This window comes from Salmonella sp. 32100201201700099SM (genome assembly GCF_017572645.1).
GTDB lineage: Bacteria > Pseudomonadota > Gammaproteobacteria > Enterobacterales > Enterobacteriaceae > Salmonella > Salmonella enterica.
In genome coordinates, this window is record NZ_JAGERQ010000005.1 from 25294 (window position 1) to 38305 (window position 13012).

Sequence of the window (13012 nt, forward strand, 5' to 3'; positions counted from 1 at the left end):
GTTCATTCCATCTTACTTATATAAGATTTACGAAGGATGTCGAAGCATGGAAACGGGTACTGTAAAGTGGTTCAACAATGCCAAAGGGTTTGGTTTCATCTGCCCTGAAGGCGGCGGCGAGGATATTTTCGCCCATTATTCCACCATTCAAATGGATGGTTACAGAACGCTTAAAGCCGGACAGTCTGTCCGGTTTGATGTCCACCAGGGGCCAAAAGGCAATCACGCCAGCGTCATCGTACCCATCGAAGCAGAGGCCGTTGCATAGCTCCTCTGTCTCATTGTGTACATCCAGAAGGCAAAATGCCAGCCCGATCGGCTGGCATTTTTATTTAACGCCAGTGCCTGGTGGCGACACTGTTGCATCTTATCAGGCCGACAAATGACGTCAGCAAGATTACTCTCTTGCCAGCGCATCCACCGGGTCCAGTCGCGCCGCGTTTCTCGCCGGTAGCCAGCCAAACAATATCCCGGTAAACGTCGAACATAAAAACGCGCTCGCCAGCGCTGTCAGTGAAAAACCGATCTCCCAGCCGGGCAGGAAAAGCTGTAGCATAAATGCGATGAACATCGACAAGCTAATCCCCAGCGCTCCACCAACCAGGCAAACCAGCATCGCTTCAATAAGAAACTGCTGTAGCACATCGCTGGCGCGCGCGCCTACCGCCATACGGATGCCGATTTCACGCGTTCGCTCGGTGACGGAAACCAGCATAATATTCATAACGCCGATGCCGCCGACAACCAGCGAAATGACGGCCACCAGCGTCAGAAATAACTGAAGAGTATAGGTGGTTTTTTCAGCCGTTTTCAGGACGCTGTCCATATTCCAGGTGAAGAAGTCTTTTTTACCGTGGCGTAAGGTGAGCAGGCGGGTAAGCTGCTGTTCAGCCTGATCGCTATCAACGCCATCTTTCACACGAACGGTGATCGAGTTAAGCCATGACTGACCCATTATGCGATCTGACATCGTGCTATAGGGCAACCAAACTTGCAACAGATTGCTATTGCCGTACATGGACGGTTTCTCTTCCGCCACGCCAATAACAATAACCGGCATATTACCCACCAGCACCACTTCTCCTACGACATTCGCTTTATTTGGAAATAGCTGGCGTCGCGTGTTGGCATCCAACACCACCACCTGCGCGCGATCCTGTTGCTGTACAGCATTGAAGGTGTTCCCCTCCCTAAAGGACATGCCGTAAACGTTAAAATAATCGCCACTGACGCCATTAGCATTTACGGCAATATCAATATTGCCATAGCGAAGACGTAAGCTCTTTGAAACGCTGGGCGTCGCAGAGTTAACCCACGGCTGTTTCTGAATAGCCACCAGATCGTCATATTTCAGCGCCTGTCGATACTGCGGGTTGTCGTCGCCAAAATCTTTGCCTGGATGAATATCAATCGTGTTAGTGCCCATAGCGCGGATATCCGCCAGTACCATCTGTTTTGCGGCGTCGCCGACCACCACAATCGACACCACCGACGCAATACCGATAATAATTCCCAGCATGGTCAGTAAAGTACGCATTTTGTTAGCGGCCATCGCTAACCACGCCATCGACAGCGCTTCGCGAAAGCTGCTGGCAAATTGCCGCCAGCCGGGAGCCGTATTAACTACGGCAGCGTCAACGCCCTGTTCGCGTTTCTTTTCCTGCGCGGGCGGATTATGGACAATCTTGCCATCGTGAATTTCAATAATCCGCTCCGCCTGGGCGGCAATCAGCGGATCGTGCGTCACAATGATCACCGTATGTCCGCGATCGCGCAGTTGGCGCAAAATCGCCATTACTTCTTCGCCGGAATGGCTATCCAGCGCGCCGGTCGGCTCATCCGCCAGAATCACCTGTCCGCCGTTCATCAGCGCGCGGGCAATACTGACACGCTGCTGCTGTCCGCCAGAAAGCTGTGAAGGTGGATAATCGACGCGATCGCTTAATCCCAGCCGCAAAAGCAACTCTCTGGCGCGCGCCTGGCGTTTTTTGCGTTCAATGCCGGCGTAGACGGCGGGGATTTCAACATTTTGCGCTGCCGTTAAATGCGACAACAGATGGTAGCGCTGAAAGATAAAGCCAAAATGCTCACGCCGCAGCTGCGCCAGCGCGTCCGGGTCCAGCGTCGAGACGTCCCGCCCCGCCACCCGATAAGTGCCGCTGGTCGGTTTATCCAGGCACCCGAGGATATTCATCAGCGTTGATTTTCCAGAACCGGAAACGCCGACGATCGCCACCATCTCCCCGGCGTGGATTTGCAGGGAGATATCTTTCAACACCGCCACCTGCTCTTCTCCTGAGGGGTAGCTGCGGCTCACATTGCACAGTTCAAGCAATGCCGTCATGGCGTCGCTCCTGGCCTGCTCTCGCCGATGATCACCTCATCGCCCGCTTCCAGACCTTTAACCACTTCCACGTCTGTATCGTTACGCTCGCCAATGACCACTTCGCGCTCACGTTTTTCGCCGTTACGCAACAGCGCCACTTTATAACGATTACCGCCCACCGGCTCGCCAAGCGCGGCGAGAGGAATAATCAGCACATTTTTGACATCCATGAGTTGAATATAAACCTGTGCGGTCATATCAAGACGCAAGATTCTTTTGGGATTCGGCACTTCAAACCGGGCGTAATAAAAAATAGCGTCGTTGATCTTTTCCGGCGTCGGCAGAATATCTTTTAAAACGCCTTCATAGCGCGTTTGCGGATCGCCTGCAATGGTGAACCATGCTTTCTGCCCCGCCCGAAGATGGATCACGTCCGCTTCCGAGACCTGCGCTTTTACCAGCATGGTGCTCATATCCGCCAGCGTCAGAATATTGGGCGCCTGCTGAGCTGCAATCACCGTTTGTCCTTGCAGGGTAGTGATTTGCGTCACTTCCCCCGCCATGGGGGCGACAATACGGGTATATTCCAGGTTGGTTTTCGCGGTGTCCAACGAGGCCCGATTACGTTTGATCTGGGCATCTATGGTGCCAATACGCGCCTGTTTAACCGCCAACTCCGTCGCCGCAGTATCCAGATCCTGTTGCGATACCGCCTGAGTCTTAGCTAACTGCTGCTGGCGCGCCAGCGTAACCCGCGCCAGCTTTAACTCAGCGGCTGCCTGCTGACGCTCCGCGTTCAGCTCCATCAGGGTGGCCTCGACCTCTTTTATCTGGTTCTCCGCCTGATCTGGGTCAATCACGCCGAGTAGCTGATCTTTTTTAACGTTATCGCCAATGGAGACCAGCAGCGTTTTCAACTGGCCGCTCACCTGCGCGCCGACATCCACTTTACGCAACGCGTCCAGTTTTCCAGTCGCCAGTACACTCTGTTCAAGATCGCCTGGCCGCACGATTAATGTCTGATAAGTTGGCAGCGGGGCATTTATCATTCGCCAGCTAACCATCCCCCCCACTAAAAGAATTAAAATAATGACCAGATAACGCTTTTTAAATTTCTTTCCCTTAGCACGCATAGAAACCCTGACGGCAAAATTTTAACCAGAAAGTAAACCGTATCTAAACAAACCTGACGCAATAAAGATAGCGCCGGCTGTATTGACGATTGGTTAATGTTTCCTGTGGTTCAATCTCGACAATCTTATGTCGCGGATTACGATCATGACACAGCTTACAGATAATACCTGGTACACTTCAGATTACATCTCTCCTTTACAATTATTTATTCGTCTGACGCGCGGGCAATTACAGCCAGGAAAATTCTGGCGTAAAGCCAGCTTTCGTCGCAAGTTTTTAATCCGCTCATTAGTCATGCCGCGTGCAACCAGCCAATTACTGACCAATCTCACCCAATGGCCGGAGTTAAATACGTTACTTGCTCGTCAGCCGCGTTTGCCTATTCGGCTACATCGTCCTTATATGGCTGTAAATATTAAACGCGATTTCGCCTTAGACGCTCTGTGTTTTCATTATCAACAGATGCGCCAACTTTTATCGCGGGAACAACAAGTTAGCTATTTAAGTCAGTATGGCCTGAATCTTGCTAAATTTGAAACTAAAACCGGCGAGTTGTTTCAACTTGATTTAGTCAGTCTGGTCTCACTGGATAAAGAAGGTGAAAGCACTATTGTTGTTCGCGACGCACAGTTACGTATTCTGGCAGAGATCACATTTACTCTGTGTCGCTTTAACCAACAACGCACACTATTTATCGGCGGATTACAGGGCGCGGCAAATGACGTCCCTCACGAAATTATCCAGCAGGCGACCAAAGCCTGCCATGGTCTTTTTCCCAAACGCATCGTGATGGAGGCTCTCTGTCAGTTTGCGCAAGTCTTTCAGGCAGAAAAGATTATAGCTGTGAGTAACGATGCGCACGTTTACCGTAGCTGGCGATACATGGATAAAAAGACGCAAATGCATGCCGACTATGACGCGTTTTGGGAATCGTTAGGCGGTGAAAGAATTAAAGGAAATTACTATGCGCTACCGCTGGCGATCGCCCGAAAAAGCGAATCGGAGATCGCCAGTAAAAAACGGGCCGAGTATCGCCGCCGCTATGCGTTACTCGATAGCGTCGTCGAACAGGTTCCGGCCACATTCAAACGCTAATCCGCCCGGCCCCGCGCCAGCCAAACCACGCGCGAGAACATCTTTCTGAACAGCGGCGGCACGGCGTCAATTCCCCGCCGCCCGGCTTCCATCGCGACTTCAATCGCCAAATCCGGCTTTGACGAGCGGTGGATAGCTTTAGTGATAATTTTCCGGGTATTCATCGGCACATTAGGCGGAAGCTGCGCAACCCGGTGAAAAACATCGGCAAAGCCCTGACGATACATAAAATGTTCCATATCCAGCGCAGGCAGCGCCGTGAGATGTTCGCGTTCTTCTTCCCGATCGTTATTAAGCAGACTGCGGACCGTCGCGGCATATTTTTTCCCCGCTTCGTCGCCATCCACCAGGACATGCCACTCGATTCCCATACGGCGGGCGAACTTCACCAGCGGTTTCAGGCCAGACTGAGCAAACTCAATGACTTTAATGCCCTCCGCATCAAAATGATGTCCACACTGACGCGCCAGCTCATTAATAACCCAGGTTTCCGTCTCGCCTTCCACCAGTAGCCAGCAACGCGCAAACAGCGACGACGCGCGATTAAAGCGGATATGAAAGGCGATGCGCCGTCCATCTTCCGCGCTTAACCCGCCCGGGCCCAGACGCCAGGCGGCGACGCGGGAAGATTCGCGCACCAGCCGTACGACATGCTCCACCGGCGTTAGCGAGAGCAATTCGCCTGAGTTGGTTGTCGCTATCCGCTGTAGCGGTAACAGATTGAGCAATTGCCAGGCGACTGAAAGCATAATGGGATGTAAACGGGTTTCCGGATCTTCCACCAGCAGTAATGGTCGTGCGTCTTTATGTAACCGCAGCGTCCCTTTCGCCTGTAACAGCGTGGAGAAAAGCCCCAGCAGGATCACCCGATGCGACCGGCTGCCCGGTTTGTCGATCATCCGATTAATAATATCCAGATAGCGCCAGCTACGCTGCTCATTTTGCGAACGCCGGCGCATGAGTCGGTGACGCGCCTGTCCTGCGCCCTGCTCTGAGAAATAGTGTTCAAGCAGTTGCACCATCGCGGACAGTCCCTGACGAATCTGCCCGTCGGTTAAATTTTGCGGCCGGGTCGCCAGCTCACGCGCCAGAAAATCCAGCTGTCGGGCCGTGACTTCAACATCCGGCACATTGGGCACCGTACCGTTGCGAATACGTCGCATAAAGCGCGCATCGCGCAAACGTAGCACTGGCATCAGACGAACCAGGTGGCGCACCTGATCGTTAATATTTTCCACCAGTAATGGCTGCCCATCGCTATTGAGAAAACTGCGCAGCGTCATCACGCTGCCATCGGCGCCGCATTCGCCCTCTAGCCGATAAAAAATACGGTGAAAATCATCCTCGCAAGGCGACCAGCATGCTTCCAGCGCTCGATAACGACGTACCCGATGCCGCCCTGGCTGCGTTTCGCGAAAAGTCAGAATAATATACAGGTGATGCTCGCGTCCTTTTATGTCGCCAGGCGGAAACCAGAAATCCTCACGGACAAAATGGTAAAGATCGAGTTCCGGCGACAATAACAGAGTCAGCGCATCCAGCAGGCTGGATTTTCCCCAGGCGTTTTCCCCAATCAGCACGTTGTTTTGCTCCAGCATCAACGACAGTCGGTTGATACCGCGAAATCCTACTATTTCAACGCGTTCGAGAATCATGCTTCCTCCAGAAAAACGTCATCACTCCATAAAATTCACCGCAGTATAACGGCAAATGCGTCCGCCTGGCGTGATATTCCCCCCCTTTGCCTGGGGCAAATGTCTGATAAATGTACGGCTGACGGTGTCGCTTTACTGATAGTCTGGAATTCGGTAGTGTCATGTACGCTATTCAAACAATAAAAAAGGGCCCGGCTGTTCATGTTTTCAGGACTTTTAATCATTCTGGTTCCACTGATTGTGGGCTATCTCATTCCACTGCGACATAAAGCCGCATTACAACTCATTAACCGGCTACTGAGCTGGATCGTGTACCTTATTCTCTTTTTTATGGGAATAAGCCTGGCGTTTTTGGATAACCTCGCCAGTAATCTGGTGGCGATTTTTCATTATTCCGCCGTCAGTATTACGATTATTTTATTGTGTAATATCGCCGCCTTATTGTGGCTGGAACGTATCCTCCCGTGGCGTCACCATCATCAGCAGGAAAAACTTCCTTCGCGTATTGCCATGGCGCTGGAGTCGCTGCAACTGTGCGGCGTAGTGGTATTGGGGTTTGTCATCGGCCTGAGCGGACTCTCTGTTTTACAGCACGCCACCGAAGCCAGTGAATATACGCTGATCTTTTTATTGTTCCTGGTGGGGATTCAGCTACGAAATAGCGGCATGACCTTAAAGCAAATTGTGCTTAACCGCCGGGGAATGATGGTCGCGGTCGTTGTCGTGGCAAGCTCATTACTGGGCGGCGTGATTAATGCGTTTATCCTGGACTTACCGCTAAAAACCGCCCTGGCGATGGCGTCAGGTTTCGGCTGGTACTCTCTTTCCGGTATTTTGCTGACGGAGTCGTTTGGACCGGTTATCGGCAGCGCGGCATTTTTTAACGATCTGGCCCGCGAGCTCTTAGCCATTATGCTTATTCCCGGTCTGGTTCGCCGCAGCCGTTCAACAGCGTTGGGCCTGTGCGGAGCGACCTCAATGGACTTTACGTTGCCGGTATTACAGCGCTCCGGCGGCGTAGAGATTGTTCCAGCGGCTATCGTACATGGCTTTATCCTCAGCCTGCTGGTCCCCCTCTTAATGGCGTTCTTCTCGGCCTGATACCTCTTTGGCGGTAGGCATCTGCCGCCAAAATTGCGCTAAATCAATCTCCTTGCACATTATGGCAGAAAACCCTTTTATCCCTTTGTTCACAGGCATAACCTTAAACATGTATATTAAATATAACTTTAAAAGGTGTGACCATGTTTTGTGTGCAATGTGAACAAACCATCCGTACACCAGCCGGAAACGGCTGCTCCTACGCGCAGGGAATGTGCGGTAAAACGGCTGAAACGTCCGATCTGCAGGATCTGCTGATTGCGGCTTTGCAAGGTTTGTCTGCCTGGGCGGTGAAGGCCCGTGAATATGGCATCATTAATCACGACGTTGATAACTTTGCGCCGCGCGCGTTTTTCTCCACGCTGACCAATGTTAACTTCGACTCTCCGCGTATCGTCGGCTACGCCCGTGAAGCGATTGCCATGCGTGAAGCGTTGAAAGCCCAGTGCCTGAGCGTGGATGCTAATGCGCATTGCGACAATCCGATGGCCGATCTGCAACTGGTCAGCGACGATCTGGGCGAACTGCAACGTCAGGCAGCGGAATTTACCCCGAATAAAGATAAAGCCGCCATTGGCGAGAACATCCTCGGCCTGCGTCTGCTGTGCCTGTACGGTCTGAAAGGCGCGGCGGCGTACATGGAACACGCGCACGTTCTCGGTCAATACGACAACGACATTTATGCGCAGTACCACAAAATCATGGCCTGGCTCGGCACCTGGCCTGCTGATATGAACGCGCTGCTGGAGTGCGCAATGGAAATCGGCCAGATGAACTTTAAAGTGATGAGCATTCTGGATGCCGGTGAGACCACCAAATACGGTCACCCAACGCCGACTCAGGTCAACGTCAAAGCGACTGAAGGCAAGTGCATTCTGATCTCCGGTCACGATCTGAAAGATCTCTACAACCTGCTGGAGCAGACCGAAGGCACCGGCGTTAACGTCTACACTCACGGTGAAATGCTACCCGCACACGGCTATCCGGAACTGCGTAAATTCAAGCATCTGGTCGGTAACTACGGCAGCGGCTGGCAGAATCAGCAGGTCGAATTCGCCCGCTTCCCTGGCCCAATCGTGATGACCTCTAACTGCATTATCGATCCGACCGTAGGCAGCTATGACGACCGTATCTGGACCCGTAGCATCGTCGGCTGGCCGGGCGTTAGCCATCTTGAAGGCGATGACTTCGGGCCGGTCATTGCCCAGGCGCAGCAAATGGCGGGCTTCCCGTATAGCGAAATTCCGCATCTCATCACCGTCGGTTTTGGCCGTCAGACCCTGCTCGGCGCTGCCGATACGCTCATCGATCTGGTCAGCCGTGAAAAACTGCGCCACATCTTCCTGGTCGGCGGCTGTGACGGCGCGCGCGGCGAGCGTAACTACTTTACCGATTTCGCCACCAGCGTACCGGATGACTGCCTGATCCTGACCCTGGCGTGCGGTAAATACCGTTTCAACAAACTGGAGTTCGGCGACATCGAAGGGCTGCCGCGTCTGGTCGATGCCGGTCAGTGTAATGATGCTTACTCCGCGATTATCCTGGCGGTGACGCTGGCGGAAAAACTGGGCTGCGGCGTCAACGATCTGCCGCTATCGCTGGTGCTCTCCTGGTTTGAGCAGAAAGCGATCGTGATTCTGCTGACGCTGCTGTCATTAGGCGTGAAAAATATTGTCACCGGGCCGACCGCGCCGGGCTTCTTCACGCCGGATCTGCTGGCTATCCTCAACGAGAAGTTCGGCCTGCGCTCCGTGACCACCGTTGAAGAAGACATGAAGCAATTGCTGAGCGCGTAAGGAGGTCAATGATGACGATGCCAACCTCACAATGTCCCTGGCGAATGCAGGTGCATCACATCCGTCAGGAGACGCCGGATGTATGGACAATTGCGCTATTATGCCATGACTACTACCCTTATCGCGCCGGGCAGTATGCGCTGGTGAGCGTGCGTAATTCAGCGGAAACGCTGCGCGCCTACACCCTTTCGTCTACGCCGGGCGTCAGTGAATATATCACGCTGACCGTTCGTCGGATTGAAGATGGCACGGGTTCACAGTGGTTGACCCATGACATCAAGCGCGGCGATTACATCTGGCTGTCTGATGCAATGGGCGATTTTACCTGTGACGATAAAACAGAAGATAAGTTTCTGCTGCTCGCCGCCGGTTGTGGCGTAACGCCAATCATGTCGATGCGTCGCTGGCTGGCAAAATACCGCCCACAGGCCGATGTGCAGGTCATCTTTAACGTCCGTTCGCCGGATGATGTGATTTTTGCCGACGAGTGGCGACAGTATCCGGTCACGCTAGTGGCGGAAAATCATGCCACGGAAGGTTTTGTCGCGGGCCGTCTGACCACGGAATTATTACAGCGCGTACCGGATTTGGCATCGCGCACCATCATGACCTGCGGCCCGGCGCCCTATATGGATTTCGTCGAACAGGGAGTGAAAGCGCTTGGCGTAACGCGCTTCTTTAAAGAGAAGTTCTTCACGCCGGTGGCGGAAACGGCAACCAGCGGCCTGAAATTCACCAAACTACAGCCAGCGCAGGAATTTTATGCCCCGATCGGTACAACGCTGTTGGAGGCGCTGGAGAGTAATAAAGTACCGGTTGCCGCTGCCTGTCGGGCAGGTGTTTGCGGCTGCTGTAAAACCAAAGTCGTTTCCGGCGACTATACGGTGAGCAGCACCATGACGCTGAGCGAGGCGGAGATTGCCGAAGGTTACGTACTGGCCTGCTCCTGCCATCCGCAGGGCGATCTTGTTCTCGCATAATCGGTAAACGTTCCATCGTAGGCCCGGTAAGCGTCAGCGCCACCGGGCGATTTACCACTCGCTTCATCCTTTCGCCCCTCTCTCCGCCAAAGAAAAACGTCATCGTCATCTTCAACTAAACTTGTAACCGTTATCACATTTAAGGAGATGGAGAACCATGAAACAAACCGTTGCTGCTTTTATCGCCAAAACGCTGGAACAGGCTGGCGTAAAACAAATCTGGGGCGTCACTGGCGACTCCCTGAACGGCCTGAGCGATAGTCTTAATCGTATGGGAACCATTGAATGGATGCCAACCCGCCACGAAGAGGTCGCCGCTTTCGCCGCCGGCGCACAAGCGCAGCTTACCGGCGAGCTTGCTGTGTGCGCAGGTTCATGCGGACCGGGCAACCTGCACCTGATCAATGGCCTGTTTGATTGCCACCGTAACCACGTCCCTGTTCTGGCGATCGCCACCCATATTCCGTCCAGTGAAATCGGCAGCGGTTATTTCCAGGAGACCCACCCGCAGGAGTTGTTCCGTGAATGCAGCCACTATTGCGAGTTGGTTTCCAGCCCGGAGCAGATCCCGCAGGTACTCGCCATCGCCATGCGCAAAGCGGTGCTAAATCGCGGCGTCTCCGTGGTCGTACTTCCGGGTGACGTGGCGCTGAAACCCGCGCCTGAAAACGCCGTCACCCATTGGTACCATGCCCCGCACCCCGTCGTTACGCCGGCGGAGGAAGAGCTGAAAAAACTGGCGCAACTGCTGCGCTACTCCAGCAATATCGCATTGATGTGCGGTAGCGGCTGCGCGGGCGCGCATGAGGAGTTGGTCGCGTTGGCGGCAAAACTAAAAGCGCCAATCGTTCATGCCCTGCGCGGCAAAGAGCACGTTGAGTACGATAACCCTTATGATGTGGGAATGACCGGCCTGATTGGCTTCTCTTCTGGCTTCCACACCATGATGAACGCCGATACGCTGATCCTGCTCGGCACCCAGTTCCCCTATCGCGCCTTTTATCCGAGCGATGCCAAAATCATTCAGATTGACATCAACCCGGGCAGTATTGGCGCGCACAGCAAAGTCGACATGGCGCTGGTGGGCGATATTAAAGCCACGCTTCGCGCCCTGCTGCCGCTGGTGGAAGAAAAAAGCAATCGTAAATTCCTCGATAAAGCTCTGGAACACTATCGGGACGCCCGTAAAGGGCTTGATGACTTAGCCAAACTCAGCGATAAAGCCATCCACCCACAATATCTGGCGCAACAAATTAGTCATTTCGCCGCTGACGACGCTATTTTTACCTGCGATGTCGGCACGCCGACCGTCTGGGCGGCCCGCTATCTAAAAATGAACGGCAAGCGCCGCCTGCTGGGCTCGTTTAACCACGGGTCAATGGCCAACGCCATGCCGCAGGCGCTCGGCGCTCAGGCCACCGCGCCGGGTCGTCAGGTTATCGCGATGTGCGGTGATGGCGGCTTCAGTATGCTGATGGGCGATTTTCTCTCAGTGGTACAGATGAAGCTGCCGATAAAAATCGTCGTCTTTAATAACAGCGTGCTGGGCTTTGTGGCGATGGAAATGAAAGCCGGCGGCTACCTTACCGACGGTACCGAACTGCACGACACCAATTTCGCGCGTATCGCCGAAGCCTGCGGCATTACCGGTATTCGCGTGGAAAAAGCCGCAGACGTGGACGGAGCGCTACAGCGCGCGTTTTCCATTGACGGCCCGGTACTGGTTGACGTGGTCGTGGCAAAAGAAGAGCTGGCGATCCCGCCGCAGATCAAACTGGAACAAGCGAAAGGCTTTAGCCTGTACATGCTGCGCGCCATTATTAGCGGCCGCGGCGATGAAGTGATCGAACTGGCGAAAACGAACTGGCTAAGGTAAAACAGTGCACATCACCTTTTAAAATCCAGGGATGTGCCATGATTGATTTACGCAGTGATACCGTTACCCGACCGAGCCGCGCCATGCTTGAGGCGATGATGACCGCTCCGGTCGGGGACGACGTATACGGCGATGACCCTACCGTTAACGCCCTTCAGCGCTACGCCGCCGACTTTTCCGGTAAAGAAGCGGCGCTTTTTTTACCCACCGGCACCCAGGCCAATCTGGTCGCGCTGCTTAGCCATTGTGAACGCGGCGAAGAGTATATCGTCGGTCAGGGCGCGCATAATTATCTCTATGAAGCTGGCGGCGCTGCGGTGCTCGGCAGCATTCAGCCGCAGCCTATTGATGCCGCCGCGGACGGTACGCTGCCGCTGGAGAACGTGGCGGCGAAGATTAAAGCGGATGACATCCACTTCGCACGCACGCGCTTGCTCAGTCTGGAAAATACGCATAACGGGAAAGTGCTGCCGCGCGCGTATCTGAAAGACGCCTGGACGTTTACCCGCGAACGTGGGCTGGCGCTGCACGTTGACGGCGCCCGAATTTTTAACGCGGTGGTTGCCTACGGCTGTGAGTTAAAAGAGATTACGCAGTATTGCGACTCTTTTACCATCTGCCTGTCAAAAGGTCTCGGGACGCCGGTCGGTTCGCTGCTGGTCGGCAACCGCGATTACATTAAACGCGCGACGCGCTGGCGTAAAATGGTCGGCGGCGGAATGCGTCAGGCCGGGATTCTGGCAGCGGCCGGACTGTATGCGCTGAAGCATAACGTGGCGCGTCTGCAAGAGGATCATGATAACGCCGCCTGGCTGGCGCAGCAGCTTCGGGAAGCGGGCGCGGAGGTCATGCGCCACGAAACGAATATGCTGTTTGTTCGCGTTGGCGAAGCACAGGCCGCCGCGCTTGGCGACTATTTGCGGGAACGGAATATCCTGATTAACGCCGCGCCGATTGTGCGTCTGGTGACGCATCTGGATGTCTCTCGCGAACAGCTTGCCGACGTCGTCGCCCACTGGCGCGCCTTTTTAGCCCGCTAAGGAGAGCAA

The 13012-nt window shown here is 54.1% G+C and carries 10 protein-coding genes; 7 read left to right on the forward strand and 3 right to left on the reverse strand.

Annotated features, from left to right (window positions below):
- The first annotated feature begins 46 nt into the window (after positions 1-46).
- The gene (gene cspD, locus J4685_RS09445; protein ID WP_000447499.1) at positions 47-268 is read left to right on the forward strand and encodes a cold shock-like protein CspD; all 222 of its coding nucleotides are present in this window, start codon (positions 47-49) and stop codon (positions 266-268) included.
- Positions 269-397: 129 nt separating this feature from the next.
- Here the strand turns inward: cspD and macB are convergent, their stop codons facing one another.
- Both macB and macA read right to left on the reverse strand, forming a co-directional pair.
- Positions 398-2344 (reverse strand): macrolide ABC transporter ATP-binding protein/permease MacB, encoded by a 1947-nt coding sequence (gene macB, locus J4685_RS09450; RefSeq protein WP_000125879.1) that lies wholly within the window; start codon positions 2342-2344, stop codon positions 398-400.
- Positions 2341-3459, reverse strand: a complete 1119-nt coding sequence (gene macA / locus J4685_RS09455; protein WP_001201759.1) for a macrolide transporter subunit MacA — start codon at positions 3457-3459, stop codon at positions 2341-2343. Before macA ends, macB begins: the two co-directional genes overlap by 4 nt.
- Positions 3460-3604: 145 nt before the next feature.
- Between macA and J4685_RS09460 the strand changes: the two genes are divergently transcribed.
- Entirely contained in the window at positions 3605-4555 is a 951-nt protein-coding gene (locus tag J4685_RS09460) for a VirK/YbjX family protein (protein ID WP_001617140.1), read from the forward strand.
- Here J4685_RS09460 and J4685_RS09465 read toward each other — a convergent pair.
- On the reverse strand, positions 4552-6210 hold the full coding sequence (locus J4685_RS09465; protein ID WP_000599776.1) for an ATP-dependent endonuclease: 1659 nt from the start codon (positions 6208-6210) through the stop codon (positions 4552-4554). The genes J4685_RS09460 and J4685_RS09465 overlap by 4 nt on opposite strands.
- A gap of 201 nt (positions 6211-6411) precedes the next feature.
- Here J4685_RS09465 and J4685_RS09470 point away from each other — a divergent pair, with 201 nt between their 5' ends.
- The 5 genes from J4685_RS09470 to ltaE all read left to right on the forward strand — a co-directional run bounded on the left by J4685_RS09470 (position 6412) and on the right by ltaE (position 13003).
- A complete protein-coding gene (locus tag J4685_RS09470) occupies positions 6412-7311 on the forward strand; it encodes a lysine exporter LysO family protein (protein WP_000491118.1) in 900 nt (299 codons plus the stop codon).
- A gap of 143 nt (positions 7312-7454) precedes the next feature.
- Complete coding sequence (hcp, locus tag J4685_RS09475) at positions 7455-9107, forward strand: hydroxylamine reductase (protein WP_000458794.1); 1653 nt, start codon at positions 7455-7457, stop codon at positions 9105-9107.
- Positions 9108-9118: 11 nt separating this feature from the next.
- Entirely contained in the window at positions 9119-10087 is a 969-nt protein-coding gene (hcr, locus tag J4685_RS09480; RefSeq protein ID WP_000178698.1) for an NADH oxidoreductase, read from the forward strand.
- Between the two features lie 157 nt (positions 10088-10244).
- On the forward strand, positions 10245-11963 hold the full coding sequence (gene poxB / locus J4685_RS09485; protein ID WP_000815316.1) for a ubiquinone-dependent pyruvate dehydrogenase: 1719 nt from the start codon (positions 10245-10247) through the stop codon (positions 11961-11963).
- A gap of 38 nt (positions 11964-12001) precedes the next feature.
- Positions 12002-13003 (forward strand): low-specificity L-threonine aldolase, encoded by a 1002-nt coding sequence (gene ltaE, locus J4685_RS09490; protein WP_000566419.1) that lies wholly within the window; start codon positions 12002-12004, stop codon positions 13001-13003.
- The last annotated feature ends 9 nt before the right edge of the window (positions 13004-13012 follow it).